Annotated in this window: 14 protein-coding genes; 7 read left to right on the plus strand and 7 right to left on the minus strand. The window is 70.1% G+C overall.

From position 1 onward, the window contains the following. Nucleotides 1-138: 138 nt before the first annotated feature. The 6 genes from ABZ824_RS01810 to ABZ824_RS01835 all read right to left on the minus strand — a co-directional run bounded on the left by ABZ824_RS01810 (nucleotide 139) and on the right by ABZ824_RS01835 (nucleotide 17,950). Nucleotides 139-957: an ABC transporter permease gene (locus ABZ824_RS01810; protein ID WP_356961095.1), complete on the minus strand. Its 819-nt coding sequence runs from the start codon at nucleotides 955-957 to the stop codon at nucleotides 139-141. After that, nucleotides 957-1,778 carry an ABC transporter permease gene (locus ABZ824_RS01815; RefSeq protein ID WP_355078755.1) on the minus strand — a complete coding sequence of 274 codons (822 nt, stop codon included), beginning with the start codon at nucleotides 1,776-1,778 and terminating at the stop codon, nucleotides 957-959. Before ABZ824_RS01815 ends, ABZ824_RS01810 begins: the two co-directional genes overlap by 1 nt. Next, a complete protein-coding gene (locus tag ABZ824_RS01820; protein WP_355078756.1) occupies nucleotides 1,775-2,761 on the minus strand; it encodes an ATP-binding cassette domain-containing protein in 987 nt (328 codons plus the stop codon). Before ABZ824_RS01820 ends, ABZ824_RS01815 begins: the two co-directional genes overlap by 4 nt. Further along, nucleotides 2,758-16,059, minus strand: coding sequence for an amino acid adenylation domain-containing protein (locus tag ABZ824_RS01825; protein WP_356961096.1), 13,302 nt, complete (start codon nucleotides 16,057-16,059; stop codon nucleotides 2,758-2,760). The genes ABZ824_RS01820 and ABZ824_RS01825 overlap by 4 nt, the downstream gene beginning before the upstream one ends. Before the next feature lie 198 nt (nucleotides 16,060-16,257). Then, the gene (locus ABZ824_RS01830; protein ID WP_355078758.1) at nucleotides 16,258-16,719 is read right to left on the minus strand and encodes an AMP-binding protein; all 462 of its coding nucleotides are present in this window, start codon (nucleotides 16,717-16,719) and stop codon (nucleotides 16,258-16,260) included. 136 nt (nucleotides 16,720-16,855) lie between these two features. Further along, nucleotides 16,856-17,950 (minus strand): ABC transporter substrate-binding protein, encoded by a 1,095-nt coding sequence (locus ABZ824_RS01835; RefSeq protein WP_356961098.1) that lies wholly within the window; start codon nucleotides 17,948-17,950, stop codon nucleotides 16,856-16,858. A gap of 188 nt (nucleotides 17,951-18,138) precedes the next feature. On the opposite strand from ABZ824_RS01835, the gene ABZ824_RS01840 reads away from it, so the two are divergent. Both ABZ824_RS01840 and ABZ824_RS01845 read left to right on the plus strand, forming a co-directional pair. After that, a complete protein-coding gene (locus ABZ824_RS01840) occupies nucleotides 18,139-18,621 on the plus strand; it encodes a hypothetical protein (protein WP_356961100.1) in 483 nt (160 codons plus the stop codon). A gap of 109 nt (nucleotides 18,622-18,730) precedes the next feature. Beyond that, a complete protein-coding gene (locus ABZ824_RS01845; RefSeq protein WP_356961101.1) occupies nucleotides 18,731-19,258 on the plus strand; it encodes a hypothetical protein in 528 nt (175 codons plus the stop codon). Nucleotides 19,259-19,306: 48 nt separating this feature from the next. Here the strand turns inward: ABZ824_RS01845 and ABZ824_RS01850 are convergent, their stop codons facing one another. Then, nucleotides 19,307-20,113: a VOC family protein gene (locus ABZ824_RS01850; protein ID WP_356961102.1), complete on the minus strand. Its 807-nt coding sequence runs from the start codon at nucleotides 20,111-20,113 to the stop codon at nucleotides 19,307-19,309. A 240-nt stretch (nucleotides 20,114-20,353) separates the two neighbouring features. Between ABZ824_RS01850 and ctaD the strand changes: the two genes are divergently transcribed. The 5 genes from ctaD to ABZ824_RS01875 all read left to right on the plus strand — a co-directional run bounded on the left by ctaD (nucleotide 20,354) and on the right by ABZ824_RS01875 (nucleotide 25,950). After that, complete coding sequence (gene ctaD, locus ABZ824_RS01855; RefSeq protein WP_355078763.1) at nucleotides 20,354-22,096, plus strand: cytochrome c oxidase subunit I; 1,743 nt, start codon at nucleotides 20,354-20,356, stop codon at nucleotides 22,094-22,096. Nucleotides 22,097-22,278: 182 nt separating this feature from the next. Continuing rightward, a complete protein-coding gene (serB, locus tag ABZ824_RS01860) occupies nucleotides 22,279-23,496 on the plus strand; it encodes a phosphoserine phosphatase SerB (protein ID WP_039795339.1) in 1,218 nt (405 codons plus the stop codon). A gap of 279 nt (nucleotides 23,497-23,775) precedes the next feature. Further along, nucleotides 23,776-24,180 carry a protease inhibitor I42 family protein gene (locus ABZ824_RS01865; RefSeq protein WP_356961103.1) on the plus strand — a complete coding sequence of 135 codons (405 nt, stop codon included), beginning with the start codon at nucleotides 23,776-23,778 and terminating at the stop codon, nucleotides 24,178-24,180. Then, on the plus strand, nucleotides 24,177-24,980 hold the full coding sequence (locus tag ABZ824_RS01870; protein WP_356961105.1) for a peptidyl-tRNA hydrolase: 804 nt from the start codon (nucleotides 24,177-24,179) through the stop codon (nucleotides 24,978-24,980). Before ABZ824_RS01865 ends, ABZ824_RS01870 begins: the two co-directional genes overlap by 4 nt. Nucleotides 24,981-25,116: 136 nt before the next feature. Continuing rightward, entirely contained in the window at nucleotides 25,117-25,950 is an 834-nt protein-coding gene (locus ABZ824_RS01875; protein WP_356961106.1) for an ABC transporter ATP-binding protein, read from the plus strand. The last annotated feature ends 394 nt before the right edge of the window (nucleotides 25,951-26,344 follow it).

Consider the following 26,344-nt stretch of genomic DNA (forward strand, 5'->3'; position numbering starts at 1 on the left):
AGGCCGAGATCGTGCTCGTGCGCCTCGCCGCGTCGTTCGCCCACTGTGTGCCCTTTCGTTCGTCGACATCGTCCTTCGCGACGTTAGGAACGGGCGCTGCTGTCCGGCTGGGTTCACGCTGGGAGTTCGCTGTGCGACTCAGCGCCTGCTGGCCCTGCGATAGCCGATGCTCGCGGGCACCGCGAACACGACGATCGCGCCGAGCGACCACACGACGGTCAGGGTGAGCGGGCGGGCGAGCGGCCCGCCGTAGGCGAGCGCGCGCATGGCGTCGACCCCCACCGACATGGGCTGGTTGTGCACCACCGGCTGGATCCATTTCGGGAACGCGACCAGCGGCACGAAGCCGGTGCTGAAGAACATCATCAGTGAGGTGAGGATCGTGATGCTCTCCACCAGAGTCGATTTCGCGGTGAACACGGCGACCGAGGTGACGATGGTGGCGAATGCCACGCCGAAGAACGTCGGGAGGAACAGGAAGACGATCGTCGCCGCGACACCTTCGTGGAAGCGGAACCCGAGCACGAAGCCCACCAGCACGACGGAGACGGTGCACGCGAAGATGCGGCAGCCCTCGGCGAGCACCCGCGAGGCGAGTCCGGAGGCACGGTGCACGGGCAGCACCCAGAAGCGGGCCAGCAGGCCCGCGTCACGTTCGCGGCCGAGCAGAACACCTCCAGCGACCGCACCGGAGAGCGCGCCGACCAGAGCGACCAAGGGCACCGAGCCGTACAGCGCGCTCTCGCCGGTGAACTTCCTGATCTGCCCGCCGATGACGGTGTTCAGCATGATCAGCAGTAGGCACGGGATGATCAGCGTCTCCAACAGCGTGACCGGGTTGCGCGCCCAGCGCAGCAGCAGTCGATGGGTCTGGATCAGCGTGTGCCGCACCAGTGCCGACCCCGATATCTCCGAGCCGGTGAGCAACTCGTCCGAGTGTTCGATCAACAGTGCCATCACGCCCTCCTCGAGCTCAGTCGCATCGACAGCAGGACGGAGGTGGCCAGATAGCCCAGCGCCCAGACCAACGGCGGACCCATCAGTGACCAGGTCACCTCACCCGCGTTCGGTCCCTTGTCCCCGGCCAACGCCCGCAAGGCGATGGCCCACTGCGACACCGGCTGATTGCGCACGAACGGCTGCACCCATTCCGGGAACTGATCGGCAGGCGCGATGCCGGTGGACAGCATGCCCAGGATCAGCGGCGGCAACACCAGCGCCTGTGCCGTCGCCTCCGGGTTGTGCGACAAGGTGCCGATCACATCCCCGCCCCAGATCAGCGCGATCCCGACGAGCACCGAGAACAACACGAAGCCGACTGTGTGGGCGGGGCTGAGGTAGAAGCGGAACCCGATGACGTATCCGCAGATCAATCCGCTGATCAAGGCGATGATCAGGCGGAAGACGCTGCCGGCCAGGCGCGCGGTGACCGGGACCAGCGGGCCGATCGGCATCGAGCCGAAGCGCCGGTTCAGCCCGGCCACCGAATCGGTGGCGGCGCGGAAGGCCGCCGAGACCGCGGTGAACGCGGCGGCCTGCAGGATGACCAGCGGCATCATGTACTGCGCGTAGCTGCTGAATCCCGTGCCGATGACGGTCATGATGGTCTTCAGCGGGATGAAGAAGCTGGCGGTGAACGTCACGGGCGCGAGCACCGAGGTGAGCACCTCGCCGGTTCGCATCGACGGTGCGATCAACCGGGTGGTCAGCACCCACCACTGCTGCGGCCGCAGCGGCGTCGCACGGGTCTGGCTGAGCCAGGTCGCCGCCGCCGTCACGACGCGGCCTCCCGCCGTGCGATCTCTTCCGTCGTCGCCAGATGCCCGGTCAGCTGGAGGAATACGTCGTCGAGCGAGGGCCGACGCAGTGCGACGTCCACGAGATCGAAGCCCGCGCTGTCCAGCCTGCGCAGCGCCTCCAGCAGTGTCTTCGCACCGTCCGGGGCCGGTATGGCGATCCGATCGGAATCGGGACCGAGCGCGTCCCGATTCTCCTGCGGCAACAGGTGGCCCAGCGCGGCGGCGATGGCGGGCAGGTCCCGCAGATTCAGCGGCACCACCTCGCAGTAGCTGCCGCCGGTGCGCGCCTTCAACTCGTCGGCGGTGCCCTGGGCGATCACCACGCCGTGATCGATGACGATGATCCGGTCGCTGAGCGCGTCGGCCTCCTCCAGGTACTGGGTGGTGAGCAGGGTGGTGATGCCAGCCTTCTTGAAGCCGGCGACCAGATCCCACACCCCCTGCCTGCTGCGCGGATCCAGGCCGGTGGTCGGCTCGTCGAGGAACACCACGTCGGGCCGCACGACCAGACCGCAGGCGATGTCGATGCGCCTGCGCATGCCGCCGGAGTAGGTGCCGACCCGGCGGCCCGCCGCGCGTTCGAGGTCGAACTCGGCGAGCAGTTCGTCCGCGCGGGCGCGGGCGGTCCGCTTGCGCAGGCCCATCAGCCTGCCGAACATCACCAGGTTCTCGTAGCCGCTGAGCATGTCGTCCAGCGCGGCGTACTGGCCGGTCAGCATGATGCTGCGGCGGACAGCCGCGGGATCGGCCAGCACGTCGTACCCGGCGACCGTCGCCCGGCCGCGATCCGGCCGGACCAGTGTGGACAGCACGTTCACCATGGTGGTCTTGCCCGCGCCGTTCGGTCCCAGAATGCCGAGCACCTCGCCCGGCTCGGCCGCGAAGTCGACTCCGCGCAATGCCTTGACCGCGCCGAAGGATTTCTCGATCCCTTCGACTACGACTCCTTGGTCGGAATTCATCCTCGGCCTCCCAGATGTGCATCGAGCACGCGCGCGACGACCGGCAGCACGTGCGGCGCGGTCAGTTCGTCGTGGGTCGCCTCGATGTCGTGGTTGATGATCTCGCCGGTCACGTACGGCCCCCAGCCGTCCGGACCGAAGATGTCGGAGGTGTAGACGATCGCGCTGAAGTACACGATGTCGCCGTCGAACACCGGGCGGCGGTAACCGGTTCTGGTCCGCGCGGCGGCGTTGTAGGACGCGGCCATGCGCTCCAGCGTCGCGGCGTCGATCAGCGACACGCCGAGCCGATCGCGGATCAGATCGGCCGCCTGCTGCGCGGTCGCGTCCGCGGGGACGTCGTGGATGCCGAACACCGCGCCGAAGGTGTTCACGAACGAGCCCGCGGTGAGCCGTTCGATACTGTCACCGTCGATGTCGGCGGTGTCGGCGTCCAGCAGCGCGACCACGCCCACCTCGGCGCCTTCGGCCTTCAGCTTCGCCGCCGCCGCGTGGGCGATGAGGCCGCCGAACGACCAGCCGAGCAGGTGGTACGGCCCCTCGGGTTGCAGGGCCCGGATCTCCCGCACGTACCGCTCGGCGAACTCGTCGATCGAGCGCGCGGGCGGTTCGTGGCCGCCGAGGTCGGGCGCTTGCAGCCCGTAGATCGGGCGGCCGGGTGCGAGCGCGTCGGCGAATCCCAGGTAGGTCCAGGACATCCCGGACGACGGGTGGATGCAGAACAGCGCGGGTTGCTCGCCCCCGAGCCGGATCGGCAGCACCACGTCCAGCCCGAGGCCGCCCGCCGCGGGCACGGCCGGAGACGCCGTGGCCGCCGCTTCTTCCTCGGCGGCGGTCCGCGCCGCCGGGGTATGGGCGAACCGGGCCGCGGCGCTCAGGGCGTCGATCCACAGATCGGCCAGTTCGGCGACCTCGTCCTGGTCGAGCAGCGTGGACGGGAAGCCGAAGCTCGCCCGCAACCGGTCGCCGATCACGACCGCGTTCACGTCGATCGCCGATTGCAGCGGCACGCCGGGGTCTTCGGCGACGTGCACGTCGCCGAGTTCGTCGGTCGGCAGCCAGCCCAGGCCCTCGAGTCCGGCCGGGATGTCCCCGGTGGAGTAGCGGCCCAGGTAGTTGAAGCCGACCCGGCCCGGCAGCCGCCGCGGCAACTGGCGCGCGGTCTCGGCGTTGAGATAGCGCAGCAGGCCGAAGCCGATGCCTTTGTCGGGCACCGCGAGCAACTGGTGCTTCACGGCGCGGATCGCGGCGCCCAACGCGGGTCCGCCGGCCAGCGCGTCGTCGATGTCGATCTGTGCCAGATCGAGGCGCACCGGGTAGACGCTGGTGAACCAGCCGACGGTGCGGGACAGATCGGCGCCGGGCACCACTTCTTCCTGACGGCCGTGACCTTCCAGGCGCAGCAGCGCCGACGGGTCACCGGCGCGCCAGCGCACCAGGGCCAGCGCCAAGGTGGCCAGCAGCGTGTCGTTGACGCTGCCCTGGAACAAGCCGGGCAGGGTGGTGAGCAGCGCGGTGGTGACCTCGGCGGACACCTCTCGCTCGACCATGTGCAGCGTGCCGGTCCGGTCGACGGCGGGATCGAGTTCCCGGCCGCCGATCAGCGGATCGGGTCCGGCGAGCACGTCGTGCCAGTACGCCAATTCGGCGACCCGCTGTTCGGAGTGCGCCTCCTCGGTCAGCGCGTGGGCCCACCGGCGCATCGAGGTTCCGGTCTCCGCCAGCACCGGGGTGGCGCCCGCCGACACCTGGGCCCACGCGGCCACCAGGTCCGGGATCAGGATGCGCCAGGACACCCCGTCGATCACCAAGTGGTGCGCCAGCACGATCAACCGGCCCGATCGGGTGCGCGAGCCCGCGTCGCCGACCGGGTCGAGCCAGATGAATTGCAGCACCGTGCCGTTGGCCGGGTCGAGCCGGTCGGCGGCGGCGTCCAGCTCCGTCATGGCGAACTCGTGCAGTTCGATCGGGTCGACGGCGGTGAACTCGACGCGGTGCACCAGCGCGTCCACGTCGACCGATCCGGGGGAGCCGACCAGTATGCGCGGGCCGTCCGCGCCGTCGGTCACCAGCCGGGCGCGCAGCATGTCGTGCCGGTCCACCGCGGCGGCGAGCACGGTGACGATCTGCGACCGCTCGATGCCGACCGGTAGCTCCAGGACCGCCGTCTGGGCGAAGCGGTCGTGGTTTCCGCCGCGCTCCAGCATGTAGTGCGCGATCGGCGTGAGCGGCAGTTCGCCGACGCCGCCGCCGGGCAGCTCGTCCAACGTCACCGCGGCGCCCGCGGCGTCGACGGCCGCGGCCAGCGCCGCCACCGTGCGGTGCTCGAACACCTGCAGCGGGGTGCAGGTGATGCCGTGCTGCTTGGCGCGCGACACCAGCTGGATCGCCAGGATGCTGTCGCCGCCCAGCGCGAAGAACGAGTCGTCGGCGCCCACCCGCGCCACTCCCAGCAACTCGCCGAAGATCGCGGCCAGCTGCTGTTCGGTCGGCGTTTCGGGCGCGCGGTACTCGGTGCGGTCGGCGCGGAACTCCGGCGCGGGCAGCGCCTTGCGGTCCAGCTTGCCGACCGCGTTGAGCGGGATCTCGTCCAGCACGACGAACGCCGAGGGCACCATATAGCCGGGCAGGATGTCGGCGGCGAAGGCGCGCACCTTCGCCACGTCCAGCTCGGAGCCCGGCGTGCGGACCAGGTAGGCGGCCAGCGCGGTGGCCCCGGTGGGGCCGGGTACGCCGAGCGTCACCGCGAAGTCCACGCCGTCGGCGCGGCCGAGCACCGCGTCGATCTCGCCCAGCTCGATCCGCTGTCCGCGCACTTTGACCTGGAAGTCGGTGCGGCCCAGGTACTCCAGTTCGGGTCCGGAGTCGCCGCGGATCCAGCGCACCAGATCGCCGGTGCGGTACATCCGTTCACCCGCCGTGCCGAAGGGACCGGCGACGAAGCGGGCAGCGGTCAGACTCGGCCGCGCGTGGTACCCGCGCGCCAGCGACGGCCCGGCGAGATACAGCTCGCCCGCCACGCCGAACGGGACCGGGCGCAACCGGTCGTCGAGGACCAGGACCTGGGCGCCCTGCACCGGCGTGCCGACGGTTACCGGGGCGCCCGCCGCCAGCGGCGCCGAACCCGTTGCCCAGATGGTCGATTCGGTGGGTCCGTACAGGTTGACCATGGTGCGTCCGGTGGCCCAGCGCTCGACCAGTTCCGCGCCGACCGCCTCGCCTGCCACCGCGAGCACCCGGACGCCGGTCACCTCGGCGGGGTCGAGGGTCGCCAGCGCGGAGGGCGTGATCACCATGTGGCTGACCTGTTCGGTGTCGATCAGCTCCGCCAGCGCGCCGCCGCCGAACACCTCCGGCGGTGCCACGACCGACGCGCCGCCGGAACCGAACGCCATGATCGCCTCGAACACCGACGCGTCGAAACTCGGTGACGCCACCTGCAGCACCCGGGAGTGCTCGTCCAGGCCGAGCGAATCCCGTTGCGCCGCAACCAGATCGGCGATACCGCGATGGGATACCGAGACGCCCTTCGGTGTGCCGGTCGAGCCGGAGGTGTAGATCATCCACGCCGCGTTGTCCGGCCGGATGGGGCCCGGCAGCTCACGCTCGCCCAGCGGCCGGCTGCTCGCGGCGCTCCACCGCTCGACGAGCGCGAGGTCGTCGAGCACCAGCCAGTTCGTGCTGTCGGGCAGCATGGGCCGGAACGCGGCGAGGGTCAGACCGAGCGTCGCGCCGGAGTCGGTGAGCATGTGATCGATGCGCTCGACCGGGTGCTTCGGATCGACCGGAAGGAACGCCGCGCCCGCTTTCGCCGCGGCCCACATGCCGATGAGCAGTTCCGGCGAACGCGGCAGCCCCAGCGCGACCACGGTTTCCGGGCCGCCGCCCGACTCGAGCAGCACTCGGGCCAGGCGATCGGCGTGCGCGTCGATCTCGGCATAGGTGGTGGTCTGCCCGTCGGACACCAAGGCGATGCGGTCCGGGTACCGCCGCACGGTGTCGGCCAGCAGGTCCGGCAGGATCGTGGTCGCCGCCGCGGCGGGGCCACGCACGGGTACCAACGTCGCCCGTTCGGTGTCGTCGAGAATGTCGATATCGGCGATGCGTACCTCGGGCCGCGCCAGCACCGCCGCGAGCACGCGCCGCCACCGGGTCGCGAACACGGCCACCGTCGCCTCGTCGAACAGATCCGTGGCGTAGGTCAGCACGGCCTCGATGCCCGCCGGACCGCCGGCGGCGAAGCGCTCGCGCAGATCCAAGGTCAGGTCGAACTGGGAGGCGTCGCGCTCGAAGTCCTCCACCTCGAACCGCAGGCCGGGCAGTTCCAGCACGGGTTCGACGAAGTTCTGCAGCGACAGCGAGACCTGGAACAGCGGGTGGTGCGCGGTCGAACGAGCCGGATCCAGCACCTGGACCAGCCGCTCGAACGGCACGTCCGCGTTGGCGAAGGCGTCCAGGTCCGTGGACCGGACGGTGTCAAGGAACGCGGCGAAGCCCGCGCCCGGATCGACCGGGGTGCGCAGTGCCAGGGTGTTGACGAACATGCCGACGAGCTGGTCAAGCGCTTCCTCGCCGCGTCCGGCGACCGGGGTGCCGATCAGCACGTCGTCGGTGGTGGCGAGGCGCGCGAGCAGCACCGCGAGCGCCGCGTGCACGACCATGAACGGGCTGACGTGGTGCGCGGTGGCGAAATCCACCAGCGCTCGGTGCGTCTCGGCGTCGACGGTGAAGCCGAAGTCGGCGCTGTGCATGGTCTGCACCGCGGGGCGTGGCCGATCGGAGGGCAGTTCCAGCACGTCGGGCGTGCCGGCCAGGGTCGCGCGCCAGAACTCGATCTGCCGCGCCGCCAACGATTCCGGATTCGTTTCGTCGCCGAGCACCTCGCGATGCCACAGCGCGAAATCGGCGTACTGCACCGGCAGCGGGACACGGACGGCGTGCCCGCCCGCGGACCGTTCGGAGTAGGCGGCGACCAGGTCGGCGGCCAGCGGTGCCATCGACGCGCCGTCGGCGCTGATGTGGTGCACCACCAGCACGACGACGTGCACCGGCGGCGTGGCGGCGGCGATCTCGCCGGAACTCGCGGTGTAACTCGATGAGACCGGTGCGGTCGCGCTGACGGGCCCGGACGAGATCGGTGCTTCGCCGGTGGAAGGAGCCGACGACACCGGTCCCGCACTCGCGGAGGGCTCGACGTCGCCGTGGATCCGGAAAAGGCCGACCCGCAGCGGCGGCTGGGTGGCGAGATCGAAGCCTGTTCCCGCCAATTCGGTGATCCGCTCCCGCAGTTCCGCGCCGTCCTCGGTGTCGGTCACCGGCATCGCGGGCACGGCCACGTCGGCGTCGACCACGACTTGACGCGGCCCTTCCGCGTCGGCGGGGTAGAGCGTGCGCAGGCTCTCGTGCCGGTCCACGACGTCGACGAGCGCCGCGCGCAGCGCCTGGACGTCCAGCTCTCCGGTTAGCCGCAGTGCCACCGCGATGTTGTAGGCGGCGGAAGCCGGATCCATCCGGTTGAGCACCCACATGCGCTGTTGCGCGGGAGACAGCGGAACCCGGTCCGGCCGGATGCGGGGCGCGAGGCCGAACCCGCCCGGTGCGGCGCCGGTGGCGGGCACCACCCGGGCCGACAGCTGGGCCACGGTCGGCGCGTCGAACAGATCACGCAGCGCGATCCGCGAGCCGAGCGCCGCGTTCACTCGCGCCACCACCTTGGTCGCGCTCAGCGAGTTGCCGCCGAGTTCGAAGAACGACTGGTCGACGCCGACGCGCTCCCGTTCGAGCACCTCGCCGTACACGGCGGCCACCGCCTCCTCGACGGGCCCGCGGGGTGCGAGGTAAGGCCGGTGGCTGTCGGAGAAGTCCGGCACCGGAAGGGCTTTGCGATCCAGCTTGCCGACCGGGGTGAGCGGGATGGTCTCCAGCACGACGAGGTAACCGGGCACCATGTAGCCGGGCAGTTCGGCGGCCACCTGCGCGCGCAGCCGCTCGACGTCAAGCCGCGCGCCTTCGACGGGCAGCACGTAGGAGACCAGCACGGTCGTCCCGGCGGGGCCGGTGCGCCCGATGGTCACCGCGTATTCGACCTCGTCGTCGCGGGAGAGTACCGCGTCGATCTCGCCCAGCTCGATCCGCAGGCCGCGGATCTTGACCTGGAAATCGCTGCGGCCCAGGTACTCCAGCTCGGGACCGGCGCCGTTGTCGACCCAGCGCACCATGTCGCCGGTGCGGTACATCCGCTCGCCGGGTTCGCCGAAGGGGTCGGCGACGAACCTGCTCGCGGTCATCTCGAACCGGTTGAAGTAGCCGCGCGCGAGCGCGGGACCCGCGAGGTACAGCTCACCGGGCACTCCCATCGGCACGGGACGCAGCCAGGCGTCCAGCACCACAGTGTCCGCGCCGCGGATGGGGCCGCCGATCGTGATCGGCTCTCCGCTGACGAGTTCGCCCGGCCCGGTCGCCCAGATGCTGAACTCGGTGGGGCCGTACAGGTTCACCATCCGCCTGCCCGGCGCCCACCGCTCGATCAGCTCCGGCGTCGCCGCTTCGCCCGCGACCGCGAGGACGCGCAAGTGTTCCAGCCCGGCGGGTTCCATGGTGGCCAGCGCCGACGGCGTGATCACGGCGTGGGTGACGCGCTGGGTGCGCAGCAGCGTCTCCAATTCCGTCCCGCCGTAGACATCCGGCGGCGACACCACCAGCCTGCCGCCCGCGCCGTGCGCGATGAGCAGTTCGAACACCGAGGCGTCGAAACTCGGCGAGGCCACTTGCAGCGCGCTGGTGGTGTGGTCGAGCGCGAGCGTCTCCCGTTGCGCGGTCACCAGATTCGCGATGCCGCGGTGGCTGAGCAGCACGGCCTTGGGCTTGCCGGTGGAGCCGGAGGTGTAGATCAGGTACGCCGTCTGATCGAGGTCGATCGGCCCGCCGCGCTCCTCGTCGGTGATCGGCGCTTCGGACACCGTCATCACCCGGCGGATGGTGTTCAGGTCGTCGAGCAGCAGCCAGTCGATCGTGCCGGGAAGCGTCTCGCCGGTCGCGGTGACCGTCACGCCGATCGGGGCCTTGGAGTCGGTGAGCATGTGCTCGATGCGTTCCACCGGGTAGTTCGGGTCCAGCGGAGCGAACGCCGCGCCGGTCTTGGCCAGCGCCCACACGGCGACCACCGATTCCAGCGAACGGGTGAGCGCCAGCACGACGAACACCTCCCGCCCGACGCCGCGGCGCAGCAGTACCCGGGCGAAGCGGTTGGACCAGGCGTCGAGTTCGGCGTAGGACATGGTGAGCTCGCCCGCGGTGATCGCGATCGCGTCCGGATCGATGCGCGCGCCCGCGGTGAGCAGCTCGGGCAGCGTGGCAGGCGGCACGGACTCCGGGCCGCGTACCGGCGCCAGCGCGGCGCGCTCGGCGTCGTCGCAGTATTGCAACTGGGAGACCAGCGCGTGCGGGTTGTCCGCGAGCTGGGTCAGCAGCCGGACGAAGCGATCCAGCAGTGGCCGGGCCTCCTCCGCCGGAAGCTGGTCGGCCATGTACTTCAGCGTGATCCGCAGCGTGTCCCGGCCGTCGTCGCCGCGCAGCGGGATCACCATGAGGTTGAGCGGGTACGGCGTCGCGTCGGTGCCCTCCACGTCGAGCACCCGCATGCCCGCGATGTCCAGCGCCTGCGACAGCGCTTCGCGGTCGATGGGATAGGACTCGAATACGGTCAGCGTGTCGAACAATTCGGCGAGGCCGACCGCCTGGTGGATGGCGGCCAATCCGACGTGCTGATGGTCCATCAGCCGCGCCTGCTCGGCCTGCACGCGCGCGAGCAGGTCGGCGACCTTTTCCGCCGGATCCAGCCGCACCCGCACCGGCAGCGTGTTGATGAACAGGCCGACCATCTCCTCGACCCCGGCCAGCTCCGGCGGTCGTCCCGAGACCGTGCCGCCGAACACCACGTCGGTGCGTCCGGTGAGCATGGCCAGCAGCATCGCCCACGCGGCCTGCACCAGGGTGTTCACCGTCGCGCCCGCTTCCCGGCCCGTGGCCTCCAGCCCGGCGACGGTGTCGCGGGACAGGTCGACGGAGGTCATGCCGGTTTCGGTCGATTCGATCCCGGCGAGGGTGGGCACCGCGCGGGTCGGCGTGTCGACACCGGCCAGCGACTCGGTCCATGCGGCGAGGGATTCCGCGTCGTCCTTGGTCTCCAGCCAGGTAAGGAACTCACGATAGGAATGCGCGGGCGGCAGGGCCGCGGCGTCACCGTCGGTGACGTAGAGGGTGAGCAGTTCGCGTACCAGCAGCGGCGTCGACCAGCCGTCCAGCACCAGGTGGTGGTTGGTCAGCACGAAACGGTAGGTGTCCGGGGCGATCCGGATGAGCGTGCAGCGCAGCAGCGGGGGCCGGGTGAGCTCGAACCGAGTGCGGGCGTCCACCGCGATCAACCGGTCGACTTCCCCGGCGCGCTCGGCCTCGTCGGCGATGCCGGTGAGATCCGCTTCCCGCCAGTCGATCTCGGCGTCGGCCAGGACGAGCTGGCGCGGACCGTCCTCGGTCTCGACGAAGGCGACGCGCAGGTTCTCGTGGCGGGTCACCAAAGCCTGTGCGGCACGGCGCAACCGGGCCGCGTCGACGGTGCCTGCCAAGGTGAGCAGCGACTGCACCGTGTAGCCGTCGGCGGTGTCGGAATCGTAGAGCGCGTGGAAGAGCAGGCCGTACTGCAGTGGCGAGAGCGGCCACACGTCGGCGATGTTCGGGTAGGCGCGCTCCCAGTCGTCGATCTGCGCCTGTGTGACGGTGACCAGATCGAAGTCCGACGGTGTGCGTCCGCCCGCGCTCGCGGACGCGACGTGCCGAGCCAGCGCGCCGAGCGCCTGCTCCCACAGCGCGGCGAGTTCGCCGAGATCCGCCTCCTCGAAAAGCCGTCCGGCGTAGGCCCAGGTCACCTCGAGTCCGGCATCGGTGAGCACGGCGTTGATGTCGACCGCGGCGGCCAGCGGCGCGCGGTCGTCCTGGGTCGCGGCGAACCGGCGCGGCAGCCACGGTTCCGCTTCGCCGCCGGTGGACGCCCGCCCGAGGTAGTTGAAGCTGATCTGCGGGGTGGGCGCGTCCGCGAGCGCAGCCGCGGTGCTCGGGACCAGGTAGCGGAGCATCCCGAATCCGATGCCTTTGTCCGGCAGCGCGCGCAGCTGTTCCTTGGTCGCCTTGATCGCGGCGCCCGCCGCGGCCCCGCCCGCGAACGCGTCCGCCACGTCGATGCCGGTCAGATCGACCGCGACGGGGTAGACGCTGGTGAACCAGCCCACCGTGCGCGCCACGTCGGCGCCCGGCAGGACGGTTTCCGCGCGGCCGTGGCCCTCCAGCGTGAACAGCGTGGAGCTGCGCTCGCGCCACCGTGCCACCGCCAGCGCGAGGGCTGCCAGCAGCACGTCGTCGGCCCCGCAGTGGAAACGATCCGGCGCGGTGGTGAGCACGGACTGCGCGATGTCCGGCGGTACGACGGTCGCCAGGTGCGCCATGGAGCCCACCACATCGACGGCCGGGTCCATCGTCGCCGAGCCGAGCGCGGGGTCGGGTGTCGCCAGGACGCGTTGCCACAACGGCAGTTCGCCGGTGCGCGAGGCCGCGTGCTCGCGCTGGCCGTGCGCCCAGCGCCGGAACGAGGTGCCGACCGGAGCGAGCTCGGCGCCCAGCGCGGCGGTGGCGAGGTCCGGCAGCAGGATCCGCCAGGAAACGCCGTCGGTGACGAGGTGGTGCAGCACAAGCCACAGCAGCGGCGCGGCGTCGGCACGCTCGATCCACACGAATCGCGCGACCACGCCTGCCTCCGGGTCGAGCAGGTCGGCGGCGCGCTGCAACGCACGCTCGCAGGTCGCGTCGAGGTCAGCGTCCACGGGCACGATTTCCAGCAGGGCGCCCGCGTTCACCGCACCGGGCTCGGCGACCACCCAGTTCCAGCCGTCGCCGGTGCGGCGCAGCGTCGAACGCAGCAGGTCGTGCCGGTCGAACAGCGCTGCGAGCGCGGCGACGAGATCCGTGCGTTCCATGCCCGACGGCAACTCGATCAGCACCGCTTGGGCGAACCGCCGCCAGGTGTCACCGGTCTCGAGCATCGCGCGCACGATCGGCGTCAGCTCAACGTCGCCGACTCCGCCGCCGGGCAGCTCGTGCACCACTCCGGTCGGCACATCGGTGGCCACCGCGGCCAGCGCGGCGACGGTCTTGCGCTCGAAGACATCCCGTGCGCCGAACCCGAGCCCGGCCGCCTTCGCCCGCGACACCAGCTGGATCGAGACGATGCTGTCGCCGCCGAGCGCGAAGAAACTCTCGTCCACTCCCACCGATTCCAGGCCGAGCACCTCCGCGAACAGCGCGGCGAGCGTCTCCTCGCGCGGTGTGGACGGCGGCCTGCTCGCGGTGGTGCGCGCGCCGAATTCCGGTGCGGGCAGCGCCTTGCGATCCACCTTGCCGAGCGGCGTGAGTGGAAGACGGTCGAGCACCATGATCACGGCGGGCACCATGTAGGCCGGAAGCGACTCTCCTACCGCGGCTTTCAGCGCCTCGGGGTGGATCTGCGCACCCGGCTCCGGCAGCACGTACGACACGAGCGCGGTGGCGCCCGAACCGGTTTCGACGCCGAGGGTGAGTGCGAAGTCGACGTCGGGCTGCCGCTGTAAGGCGGCATCGATCTCGCCGAGCTCGATGCGGAAGCCGCGCACCTTCACCTGGAAGTCGCTGCGTCCCTGGTACTCCAGTTCGACGCGGCCGTCGTTGTGCACCCAGCGCACGAGATCGCCGGTGCGGTACATCCGCTCGCCCGTGCCGTACGGGTCGGCGACGAAACGGTCGGCGGTCAGCCCGTTGCGCCGGTGGTAACCGCGCGCGACGCCGGGACCGGCGAGGTAGAGCTCGCCGACGGTGCCCGGCGGCAGCGGACGCAGCCACGGATCGAGGACCACCGCCGACACGTCGCGGGCCAGACTGCCGATGGTGACCGGACCGTCCGGCGTCAGCGGGGCGCTGAGGGTGACGGTGATGGTGGTCTCGGTGGGCCCATAGCCGTTCAACAGGGTCCGGCCCGCCCATTTGGTCACCAGCTCGGGCGGGCAGGCGTCGCCGCCCACGATCACGGTGCGCAACTCGGGCAGGCTCGCCGGGTCCAGCGAACCCACGACGGCCGGGGTCACGTTGAGGTGGGTGACGCGGTGGGCGCGCAGTACCTGGGCCAGCTCCTCGCCCGCGTACGCCGACGGCGGCACCACGGCCAGCGTCGCGCCCGTGGCCAGGGTGACCAGGATCTCCTCGACCGAGATGTCGAAACTCGGCGACACGGCGTGAGCGACGACGGACTCGGCGTCGATGCCGAATCCGGCGCCGGAGCTCGCCACCAGGTTGGCCAGCCCTCGGTGCGGGACGAGCACGCCTTTCGGGAGCCCGGTGGAACCGGAGGTGTAGATGATGTACGCGGCCTGGTCCGGGTGCGTCGCCGCGGTGCGGTCGGCGTCGGTCAGCGGCGCGGCATCCTGCTCGGCCATCGCCCGTTCGGTGCCCTCGTCGTCGAGCGACAGCCAGGACACCCGGCGCGGCAACGACTTTCGCGCGGCCGCCGTCGTGATGCCCGCGACGACGCCGCTGTCGCCGACCATGTGCTCGATCCGGTCGGCGGGGTAGGTCGGGTCGATCGGCACGAACGCCGCGCCGGTCTTGGCCACCGCGATCGTCGCCAGCACCGACCCGATGGACCGCGGGATGGAGATCGCCACGGTGCGCTCGGGCCCGGCGCCCGCGGCGATCAGCACCCGGGCCAGCCGGTTGGTGTAGTCGTCGACCTGACGGTAGGTCAGCGCGGTCTCGCCCTCCACCAGCGCGGTCGCCAGCGGATCGCGGGCCGCGCCTTCGGCGAGGAGGGCGGGCAGCGTCCGCGCCGCGACGCCGGCGGGTCCCCGGGCGGGTGCGAAGCCGGTGCGCTCGTCGTCCGACAGCACCGGCACACTCGCCAGCGGCGCGTCCGGCCCGGCGGCCAGGAAACGGTGCAGGAACGACAGGAAGCGGCGATGCTGGCCGGTCAGCTCGGCCTCGGTGTAGAGGTTGCCGTTGGCCTGGAAGTCGATGTGCGTGCTCTCGCCGCCGACGCCCGGATACAGGTTGACGAACAGGTCGTCGATCAACCCGGAGGTCAGCACGTGCAGCCGCCCGGTCACCGGGCCGAGCTGGATTCTGGTGTCGACCATCATCAGGTTCACCGACGGGCCGAACGACCCGGCCTCGTCCATCGGCCAGCCCAGATCGCGGAAGATGTCCTCCTGCCGGTAGCGCTGGCGCCGCAGCGCCCCGGTCAGCTCGCCCTGGGCCGCCCGGATCACCTCGCCGACGGTCGTGGCGGGCGTCAGCCGCAGCCGCAGCGGGACCACGTTGGCGATCATGCCGCCGGAACGCCGCAGCGTCGCGGTGGTGCGCGCGGACACCGGCAGGCTCAGCACGACTTCCGGCGCGCCGGTCATCGCGGACAGATACGCGCCGAAGGCGGCGACCACGGTCGGCGCGACACCGGAGGACACCTGCTCGGCGACGGCGTCCAGCAGGGTGCCGGTGTCGGCGGGCAGCGCACCGGTGACCCGCCGCGGATGCCCGTCCACGCCCGCGGTGCGGCCGGCCAGGCTCACCGGATCGGCCATGCCGTCCAGATGCGCCTGCCAGTGCTCCCGGTCCGCGCCGAACCGCTCGGAACTGCGGTAGGCCAGATCGGCCTCGACGATCTTGCGCAGGTCCTCGGCCTTCGCGGGCGACGCTTCGCGGCCCTCGACGGCGGCGTTGTACAGCTCTCCGGTGCGCTGCACCATGGTCAGCGCGCCCATGCCGTCGAGCACGATGTGGTGGATGCGCGAGTACCAGAACCAGCGGTCCGCGCCGACGCGCAGCATGGCGATGCGCACCAGCCGGTCGCGGGTCAGCTCCAGCGGGGCCTCGTACTCCGCGCGCATCCACGCGTGCGCGGCCGCCTCGGGATCGGGTTCGGAACGGAAGTCCAGCGTTTCCAGACTGTCGTCGAGCGTGGGGTCGACGAATTGGAACGGATGTCCCTCCACCTCGACCAGGCGCAGGTAGCCGGTGCCGAACTCGCGCCCGGCCTGCCGCGCCGACCGCGCGAGCAGGTCGAGGTCGATCGGACCGTTCAGTTCGACGTACTGGGCGATCGAGATCGGAGTATCACCGGCGACGTGCTGGGCGAACCAGATGCCGCGCTGTGCCGCCGATAGGGCGAAAGCCCCATCGGGAAGAACTGTGTCGGAATCTTTCGCCGAAAGGGAAGGCTGTTGCATGACGTGTCCTACGTTCTGACCGCGATCCGGCCGATCGGCAGTGACCGCCCGTAGCCACCGCGGTAGCGGTAGTACCTGCCGCCGCACAGCACGCGGCAACTCAATTCTGAACCGGCGCGGTCGACGCTGCGGGGGTATTGGGCACACTGCGCGACCCGAACATCGCTGTTCGGGTCGCGGGGGAGGGGTTGTGTCCGGTCAGGCGGCTTTCGGGAGAAGATCCAGGTCGGCCGCGCCCAGCGGGGCGGCGGAGCTGGTCAGGTAGCGCTGCAGAGTGGAGCGCTCGTCCAACACCAGCCAGGTGATCGCTTCCGCGGACTCGGGCTGCTGGTCCTTGGTGGTGACGCCCACCGAGGTGCCGAGCGCGTAGGAGCCGTCGTCGGTCACCGGGACGGCGATGGCGCCGATCTTGGTGGCGGCCCGCTCGGCCACGACGGACTCGATCGCCTGGTCGATCGCGACCGCGATCCGGGTGCCGGGTCCGGCGCCGAGGCGCAGCAGCAGCCGGGCCAGGCGATTGGACCAGCGGTCCAGCTCGGCGTAGGTCAGGTCGCAACCGGCGGTGGATGCCACGACCGCGTGCGGATCGACCTCGGCGACGGGCTGTGCCACCGGCAGGGAGTACAGGTTGTCGGCGAGCGAATCGGTCAGCGTGTGCATGTCGTGTCCTCGGGGTCGATTGAGAGGTTCTCGGCGTACCTCTGAATCTCGTCCTCGAGCGGACTTTTCGACAGCAACCCCAGCGCTGGTCCGCGCACTCCAAGGGTGCGGGAAACCTCACCCAAGGGGTGGGCGGTCAGTCGGTCACGTAACCGTTGAGCGTGTTCCGCAGGTCGGCGAGCAGGGCGCGGGCGGCGGTGAGGCCGTCGCCGTGCCAGACGCTGTCCTCCACGGCGAACACCCGGCGATCGGTGGCGGCGCCGAGTTCCTTCCACTCGTCGGTGCGCAGCACCGCTTCACCGTGTTTCTTGCCCTCCTGGCCCGCGAGGATCACGTAGATCAGGTCGCCCTCCGCCTTGGTGGCGAACTCGCTCTCGCGCACGTCGAACGAGGCGCCGCGCTGCGCGGCAGGACGCTGCACGCCCGCGTCGGCGAGCACCTGGCCGGAGAAGCTGTCACCGCCCTGTACTCGCTGGGCGTCGGCGGTGAACCGGAGGATCGATGCCTGGGTCTGGCCCGCCGCCAGCGTGGTGCCGGTGTCGCGCGCCTCGGTGCGGTAGTTCTGCAGTGCGGTCTCCGCCGCGTCGCGCCGTCCCATGCCCGCCGCGAACGCAGCGAACTCGGCTTGCCAGCTGTTGTTCGAACCGACCAGCACGGTCGGTGCGATGGCTTGCAACGCGCTGAAACTCGCTGTGCCGGTGGGGTTCTCGCCCAGAATCAGATCGGGATGCAGGGCTGCGATCCGGGCCGGGTCCGGCTGCGCGGCGGTGCCTACGCCGGGGATCTTCAGCACGCCGGTGCCCAGATAGGCCGGTTGCGGGCTCGGGCCGTCGAGGGTCACCGTCCCCACGACCCGCTCCCACAGGCCGACCGCGCAGACGGCGTCCAACGCGGAGGTGCTGAGCACGACGATGCGCTGCGGGTCGGCGGGGACCTCGGACACGCCCGCCGCATGGGTGACGCTGCGGGTGTCCCCGCCCGCCGGGTCGGGCGCGCTCGGCAGCGCGCACGCCTTGGTGGTGTCGCGCTCCAGCCCCACCACACCCGCGCCCGCGATGTTGGTGGTGGTGCGCACGATGGAGGCGGAGTCGTCGGTGGCGCCGCCGCAGCCCGCGAGCGCGAGCGCGGCACACCCGGCCACGACCGCCCGGAACCGATGACCGGCCGCGCCGTTCCGATGACGAATCGCGCGAATTCGGGTGCGTACCTGCATCACGTCGCTCACCGGCATGCGAGTGAGGGTACATGTCGGCGGTGGCGGGTCCCTGGCAGAGGTCGCGGCGGTTGGCGGCAGGCGTGCTGGTGCAACGGGTTCCGCTGTTTCGGCGGCTCCGATCGTGCTTTCCGGATGCCGACCGTTATGTTACTGTCTCGGCAAGGTCGCGAACGGGGAGTTGCGCGACATCGCAAGGGGGAATCATGAGATTGTATTTCGGTCGGTTCGCGCTGTTCTTGTTCATGATCGTCTGTACATTCGCTGCGGGCGCGACGGCAGCCGCGACGCCTCCGCCGGGGTCGAATTTCGACTATCAGAAATTCGCGGCCGATATGGCGGCTTGCGATGCGGACGGCAGCACTATGAACGAGAACCAGGTCCTGTACGGCGCCGTTCATCCGAACGGATCCAAAATGCAGTTCCGATGCTACGCGTTGCGCCACATGGTCGACGGTGGGCACGATCCGTTCGTCAACCCGAAGGCCTTTCTGGACTGCATGGATCGTTTGGTGAGCTTCGGATTTCCCCGGGATGGGAACAAGCCGGGTCATAAACAGCATATTTTGCAGTACAACGGCACCAGCAGTCGAGCGAAGCTCGCCTACGACACGAACCGCGGCAACGACATCCTGACTGTCTATACTGAGCCGCGGGACAACGAGTGGCTCGCCTGCGCGACCATGTAATTCACTCGAACGGGGGTGCTGAACGCAGATGGGCATACGCCGACGTGAGCTGGTCGCCGCTGCCAGGCGTGATGAGGACGAGATCGAGGAACCGCTGGCGCGTTTGCGGATGCACCTCACGGAGATGGTCCGTTTCTGTGGGCGGGTATATTGCGGCGAATCCTCCAGCCACGCTCTAGCGGTCCATGCCATTCGTGCACGCGACGCCATAGGGTTTGTCGATTCGATGGAGGCATTGACCGAGTTCGATCGCCTGCGGCTGGCGGCGTTGGAAAGCGTTTCCGGTGAGATCGAAGGTTTGGACGCCGATACTGTCGACTTGGCGAACGCGGACCGGTTGGCAGACGGGGTGACGCGGTTCTTCCGGCAGAAAAAAGTGACGGAACGCGCGATGACAGGGATTTTCCTGATCTGTCTGAACGAGGCGTACGCTGTCGCCGGAGGATATCGGGATCCCTATCTCGGGGCGAGGAACATCGCCGAGATGAGGTTGTTCACCGATTCCGAAGACGAGCCGTTCGTCGCGTCGTGCGACGAATTGGCGGCCCGATTCGAAGAATCCGCCGGCGACAACCCGGAAGTGGTCGCGCGGATCGAGGACGTCATGGCGGCGTACACGCGCGCGAATCCGGTGTGAGCGTGCCGTACGCCGAGGCGACAAGCGGCCCGTGCGGGCCCGCCGGGCTCAAAGCCGATTGCCCCCGATGCTGAAGCGGGCGCCGGTGGCGTCGGTGACCGCGGCCATCCGGCCGTAGGGCGTGTCCTGGGGCGGCGAGAGCACCGTCCCGCCCAGTTCGGTGAGCCGCTCGACGGTCTTGTCCACGTCGTCCGCGCCGAAGTAGACGATCCAGCCCGCGGGTGCGCCCTCGGGCAGGAAGGCGGACGCGTCCATGACGCCGCCGAGCATCGGGCTCTCGGCGTGGATGGTGGAGTAGCGGAACTCCGGGGCGTCGGAGACGGTGAAGACGTCCGACCAGCCGAAGACCTCCCGGTAGAAGGTCAACGAGGCGTCGTAGGCGCGGGTGTGCAGCTCGAACCAGGACGGCGCGCCGGCGTGCTCACGCCACTCCCCGCCGGAGACCAGACCCATGGTCTCGAAGCCGGGGAACGTCCCGGCCTGCCAGATGCCGACGCCCGCACCCCCGACGTCGCCGAGCACGGCCATCGTGCCCAGCTCGCCCACCGCCATGGGCGGCACGACCAGCGACGCCCCCGCCGCCGTCGCCGCGTCGGCGGTGGCCTGTGCGTCGGAACTGGCCAGATACACCGTCCACTGTTCCGGGCTGTCGGTGTCGCCGGGCATCCTGGCCATCGCGCCCGCCACCGCGCGCCCGTCCTTGCGGAAGGTGACGTACCCGCCGAACTCCTCGCCCGCGCTCTCGGCGGTCCAGTCGAACAGTTCGCGGTAGAACGCGATACTCCGATCGAGGTCGGAGCTGTACAAATCGACCCAACAGGGATCGCCGATCTTCGTGCGGTTGGTTCCGGTCATCGCTGCTCTCCTGGCCTGAGGTGAACTCGTGTCACCTCTACAGACGCCCGCCACCGACAGAACTCATCGGTCCCGGAAAACAACACAGCTACGACAGAGAGTAGGACCCGTTCGGTCGGGCGCATCTTCACGGGTTTACGATTCGGAGAGCGCAAGCGAACTGTCGTCTGTTCCGACATCGGGATGGATGCGATCAGCGGAGCCTGCGGAGCGACCTAAAGGCACCTTTCAGGAGGATCAGTGACTGCCGTAGAGCCCCAGCCAGTCCCTCAGTTGGAAGCGACTCGGCCTTATCCGGCTCGGACCGGGCCGAAGGGCTCGTTCATCTACAAGATGGTCACCACCACGGACCCGAAGGTCCTGGGTGTCATGTACCTGACCACGTCGATGGGCTTCTTCCTCATCGGTGGCCTGATGGCCCTGCTGATGCGCGGTGAGCTGGCCCGGCCGGGCCTGCAGTTCCTCTCGACCGAGCAGTTCAACCAGCTGTTCACCATGCACGGCACGATCATGCTGCTGTTCTACGCGACCGCGATCGTGTTCGGCTTCGCGAACATCATCCTCCCGCTGCAGATCGGCGCCCCCGACGTCGCCTTCCCGCGCCTGAACGCCTTCAGCTACTGGCTGTACGCGTTCGGCGCCAGCATGGCGACCGCGGGCTTCATCACCCCGGGCGGCGCCGCGGACTTCGGCTGGACGGCGTACGTGCCGCTCACCGACATCCTGCACTCCCCGGGCGTCGGCACCGACCTGTGGATCCTGGGCCTGGCGGTGTCCGGTCTGGGCACCATCCTCGGTGGCGTGAACATGCTGACCACGGTGGTCTGCCTGCGTGCTCCCGGTATGACCATGTTCCGGATGCCGATCTTCACCTGGAACATCGCCGTGACCAGCGTCCTGGTGCTGCTGGCCTTCCCGCTGCTGACCGCCGCGCTGTTCGGCCTGGCCTACGACCGTCACCTGGGCGGCCACATCTACGACCCCGCGACCGGCGGCATCCTGCTCTACCAGCACCTGTTCTGGTTCTTCGGCCACCCCGAGGTGTACATCATCGCGCTGCCGTTCTTCGGCATCGTCTCGGAGATCTTCCCGGTCTTCTCGCGTAAGCCGATCTTCGGTTACACCACGCTGGTCTACGCCACCCTGGGCATCGCCGCGCTGTCGATCGCGGTGTGGGCGCACCACATGTACGCCACCGGCGCCGTGCTGCTGCCGTACTTCTCCTTCATGACCTTCCTCATCGCGGTCCCGACCGGTGTGAAGTTCTTCAACTGGATCGGCACCATGTGGCGCGGTCAGCTGACCTTCGAATCGCCGATGCTGTTCTCCATCGGCTTCATCGTCACCTTCCTCTTCGGTGGTCTGTCCGGCGTCATCCTGGCCAGCCCGCCGCTGGACTTCCACGTCACCGACTCGTACTTCGTCGTGGCGCACTTCCACTACGTGCTCTTCGGCACCATCGTGTTCGCCACCTACGCGGGCATCTACTTCTGGTTCCCGAAGATGACCGGCCGGATGCTGGACGAGCGCCTGGGCAAGTGGCACTTCTGGACGACGTTCATCGGCTTCCACACCACCTTCCTGGTCCAGCACTGGCTGGGCGCGGAGGGCATGCCGCGCCGCTACGCCGACTACCTGCCCAGCGACGGCTTCACCACGCTGAACACGATCTCCACGATCGGCGCCTTCGTGCTCGGCGCGTCGATGCTGCCGTTCCTGTGGAACGTCTTCAAGAGCTACCGCTACGGCGAGGTGGTCACCGTGGACGACCCGTGGGGCTACGGCAACTCGCTGGAGTGGGCCACCACCTGCCCGCCGCCGCGGCACAACTTCTACGAGCTGCCGCGCATCCGCTCGGAGCGTCCCGCGTTCGAGCTGCACTACCCGCACATGGTCGAGCGCATGCGCGCCGAGGCGCACGTCGGCTGGGGCGCGGGCAAGCACGCCACCGACCTGCACGAGCCGAACGTCCTCGCGCAGTAGGGCGCTTGCCCGGCGGGGCCGGACGGGCGACGTCCGGCCGCGCCGTAGGATTCATCGCGACGAGTGTGCACCCGCTGGTCACCAGCGGGTGCACACTCGTTTGTGGAGATCAGTACGCACCGTGCGTTGCGACAACGACGTCCAGCACAGCGACGGCGAACATCGAACATGGAGCGCATCAGTTGGCCGACACCACCGTCCTCGTCACCGTCACCGGGCCGGACCGCCCCGGTGTGACGTCCGTGCTGCTCGCGGCCATGTCCCGGCACCGAGTGAGCCTGCTGGACGTGGAGCAGGTCGTGATCCGGGGCAGGCTGACCCTCGGTGTCCTGGTGACCTGCCCGACCGACGCCGAGGCGTTGCAGGACGAGCTCGAAGAGGCCATGAACACCGTCGGCATGAACGTCGACGTGGAGGTGGACGCGGCGATCGGCAGGCAGCCGATGTCCACCCACGCGGTGGTCATTCTCGGCAGCCCGGTCACCGCGCGCGCGTTCAGCGCGGTGTCGCGGCAACTGGCCGCGCTGGGAGCCAACATCGACACCATCCGCGGTATCGCCGACTACCCGGTGACCGGCATGGAGTTGATGGTCACCGCGACCGACTCCGGCCCGGACACCGATTCGCGGCTGCGCACGGCGCTGGCCGAGGTCGCGGTGGCCGAGCAGGTGGACGTCGCCGTGGAACGTGCCGGGCTGGCGCGCCGGGGCAAGCGGCTGATCGTGTTCGACGTCGATTCCACCTTGATCCAGGGTGAGGTCATCGAGATGCTCGCCGCGCACGCGGGCGTGGAGGACGAGGTCCGCAAGGTGACCGAGGCCGCCATGCGCGGCGAGATCGATTTCGCCGAATCGCTGCGGCAGCGGGTGGCGACGCTGGCCGGGCTGGACGAGTCGGTGATCGAGGAGGTCGCCGACCGGATCGAGCTGACCCCCGGCGCCCGCACCACCATCCGCACGCTGCGCCGGATCGGTTTCCGCTGCGGCGTGGTGTCGGGCGGTTTCCGGCAGGTGATCGAACCGCTGGCACACGAGCTGGAACTGGACTTCGTGCAGGCGAACACCCTGGAAGTCGTGGACGGCAAGCTGACCGGCCGCGTCGTCGGCGAGATCGTCGACCGCGCGGCCAAGGCGACCGCCCTGCGCAAGTTCGCCGCCGACGCCGGGGTGCCGATGGAACAGACCGTCGCGGTGGGTGACGGCGCCAACGACATCGACATGCTCAACGCCGCCGGGCTCGGCGTCGCCTTCAATGCCAAACCGGCGCTGCGCGAGGTCGCCGACGCCGCGCTCTCCCATCCGTATCTGGACGCGGTCCTGTTCATCCTCGGGGTCACCCGGCACGAGGTGGAGGCCGCCGACGCCAGGGACGGCCTGCTGCGCCGCGTCCCGCTGGGCTGAACATCCGCCCGATTCCGCCTCGGTAAACGCTGTCGGACGTAGTCGGTCGATAGCTTCGCGCAGGGCGGGAGTGAAGGGCGGAGGTACGCCTGGATGGGCGCTGTCGGACGCAGTCGGTCGATAGCTTCGCGCAGGGCGGGAGTGAAGGGCGGAGGTACGCCTGGATGGGTGCTGTCGGACGTAGTCCGTCGACAACCCCGCGCATGGCCGCAGCCAAGGCGGAGGTACGCCCGCATCGGTAGGCTCGCTGCTGTTGATCATGCGGCGATCGGAGGACGGGTGCGCAAGTCCCTGCTTGTGCTGCCCGCCGGATCGGCGGCGGGGTGCGGCGTGCCGGATGTGACGACAGAGTCCGCGAATTCCGTTGTCCGCATGGGCGAAGCGGACGGTCGACAACAGCGACCCCCGCGTATGGGGCGGCGGCTGGTGATCGCGCACCCCGCGAATCCGTCCACCGGCTACTCGGGGAGCATCGCGAAAGCCGGTGCGGCCGTGGCGGAGCAGGACGGAGCGGCGGATCTCGAACCCGACCCACCCGCGCCGGGCGCGGGCAGGACGTGGGTGTGGAGTTTCGTCGGCGTGGCGTCCCGTGCGTCGCCGCTGACGATGGAGTACGCGCGTCCGTGGGAGCCGGGTTCCGAACCGGCCCGGACGTTTTCGTCGACGATCGAGGTGGAGCGATGACGAGCATTCCGGAATGCGGCGCCGAAGTCCGTGAGAACGGCGAGATCCGCGGCGTGGCAACGGCATCGGACGTCGAAGGGTTCCGGGCCCGGCACGCGGAGCTGGCCGGCGGCTACGGCGCGGGCGATCCGGACGACCCGGCCATGGTGCAGGCGATGCAGATGGTCCTGCATCTGCCGAAGATCGACCCGCCGCCGCGCAGTGCGCTGCTCGCCGCCGCCGCGTCGGCCGCGGTGGCACTGTGCCTGGACGAGCGAGTCGGGCCGGGCGGCGAGTGGGAAGAACGCTATCTGGCCTGGAAGCGCTCCCGGATCCGCAAGGTGGCTCGGCGCGCTCGCGGCGCACAGTGGCAGGCGACTTGCGCTGTCGCGGGCGTGACGGTGGAAATCGACGGCGCGCAGGCGCGGGCGCTGGTCCCGGGGCCGGTGGGTCAGGTCGACCCGCGAATCAAGCGTCTGCAGATCGGCGGCACCGACCTCACGCACGACGAGCCCGGCCCGCCCGATCCCGAACTGCCGGTGTTGTGGGTGAACGCCGGGCTCGGGATGACGTTGGGCAAGGCCGCCGCGCAGGTGGGTCACGCGAGCATGCTGCTGGCCGGTGCGCTGCCGGTGGAGCACGCGCTGCGCTGGGCGGAACTCGGCTTCCGCTGCGCGGTCCGCGAGGCCGACCCGCGGCGCTGGGCGTCGCTGGCCGAGCACGTGGCGGAGGGCGCGGCGATCGCGGTGCGCGACGCCGGATACACCGAAGTGGCGCCGGGCTCCATGACGGTGATCGCGGTGCCCGCCCGGTCCTGGTGAACCCTCCGCTACGGCGCGGCGCGCGTGTCGGTCGGTGCGGCCGATCCGGCCGGGACGGCGGCGTTCCAGCACAGATCGACCGACCGGGTCTGTTTTCCCTCCCTGCGTTGGCAAGTGCCCCCCGGGGTGGGCCAAGATGGAGCGCGTGCCGCAACCGGATCCCGATCTGCTCATCGATTTCACCGACGTGACCGTCCGCCGCTCCGGCCGTAGCCTCGTCGGGCCGGTCACCTGGCAGGTCGAGCTCGACGAACGCTGGGTGGTCCTCGGCCCCAACGGCGCGGGCAAGACCTCCCTGCTGCGTATGGCCGCCGCCGAACTGCATCCCACCGCGGGCATCGCCCATCTGCTCGGGGAGCGCATCGGAAAGGTGGACATCAGCGAGCTGCGCCCGCGCATCGGGCTGTCGTCGGCGGCGGTGGCCAGCCGGGTTCCGACCGACGAGAAGGTCAGCGATCTGGTGGTGTCCGCGGGTTACGCGGTGCTCGGCCGCTGGCGGGAGCGCTACGACGACGTGGACACCGATCGCGCCATCGACATGCTGGAAAGCCTCGGAGCCGAACATCTCTCCGACCGCACCTACGGAACGCTGTCGGAGGGCGAACGCAAACGCGTGCTCATCGCCCGCGCGCTGATGACCGATCCCGAGCTGCTGCTGCTCGACGAGCCCGCCGCGGGCTTGGACCTGGGCGGCCGCGAGGAACTGGTGGAGCGGCTCGGCGATCTCGCCGCCGATCCGGACTCGCCCGCGATCGTGCTGGTCACCCACCACGTGGAGGAGATCCCGCCCGGATTCACCCACGGCCTGCTGCTCAACGAGGGCGAAGTGGTCGCGCAGGGCCTGCTCTCCGACGTGCTCACCGCCGAGAACCTCAGCGACGCCTTCCGCCAGTCGATCGCGCTGGATCGAGTCGACGGCCGCTACTTCGCGCGGCGTTCGCGGCGGGCGGGCAGTCACCGCACCCGCTGACTCGGACGGCGTGCGATCGCGCAATTCGGGTGCGTCAGGCGTACCTCCGCCTTCGCTCCGGCCGTGCGCGTTGCGTGTACCTCCGCCTTCGCTCCGGGCGTGCGCGTTGTGCGTACCTCCGCCTTCGCTCCGGGCGTGCGCGTTGTGCGTACTTCCGCCTTCGCTCCGGGCGTGGGCGGGCTGCGGACGGACGACGTCGGACTTCGCGTGTTGTGCGTACTTCCGCCTTCGCTCCGGGCGTGGGCGGGCTGCGGACGGACGACGTCGGACTTCGCCTGTTGTGCGTACTTTCGCGTTCGCTCCGGGCGTGGGCGGGCTGCGGACGGACGACGTCGGACTTCGCCTGTTGTGCGTACTTTCGCGTTCGCTCCGGCCGTGCGCGGGCTGAGGACGG

Origin of the sequence: Nocardia sp. NPDC047038 (genome assembly GCF_040644075.1) — a bacterium.
GTDB classification, from domain to species: Bacteria; Actinomycetota; Actinomycetes; order Mycobacteriales; family Mycobacteriaceae; genus Nocardia; species Nocardia sichangensis.

Bases quoted from the DNA above. Each gene is read 5' to 3' on its own strand.
- ABZ824_RS01825 (WP_356961096.1), bottom strand. From the start codon at position 16,059: ATGCAACAGCCTTCCCTTTCGGCGAAAGATTCCGACACAGTTCTTCCC.
- ABZ824_RS01830 (WP_355078758.1), bottom strand. From the start codon at position 16,719: ATGCACACGCTGACCGATTCGCTCGCCGACAACCTGTACTCCCTGCCG.
- ABZ824_RS01835 (WP_356961098.1), bottom strand. From the start codon at position 17,950: ATGCCGGTGAGCGACGTGATGCAGGTACGCACCCGAATTCGCGCGATT.
- ABZ824_RS01810 (WP_356961095.1), bottom strand. From the start codon at position 957: ATGGCACTGTTGATCGAACACTCGGACGAGTTGCTCACCGGCTCGGAG.
- ABZ824_RS01820 (WP_355078756.1), bottom strand. From the start codon at position 2,761: ATGAATTCCGACCAAGGAGTCGTAGTCGAAGGGATCGAGAAATCCTTC.
- ABZ824_RS01840 (WP_356961100.1), top strand. From the start codon at position 18,139: ATGAGATTGTATTTCGGTCGGTTCGCGCTGTTCTTGTTCATGATCGTC.
- ABZ824_RS01875 (WP_356961106.1), top strand. From the start codon at position 25,117: ATGGAGCGCGTGCCGCAACCGGATCCCGATCTGCTCATCGATTTCACC.
- ABZ824_RS01845 (WP_356961101.1), top strand. From the start codon at position 18,731: ATGCACCTCACGGAGATGGTCCGTTTCTGTGGGCGGGTATATTGCGGC.
- ABZ824_RS01870 (WP_356961105.1), top strand. From the start codon at position 24,177: ATGACGAGCATTCCGGAATGCGGCGCCGAAGTCCGTGAGAACGGCGAG.
- ABZ824_RS01850 (WP_356961102.1), bottom strand. From the start codon at position 20,113: ATGACCGGAACCAACCGCACGAAGATCGGCGATCCCTGTTGGGTCGAT.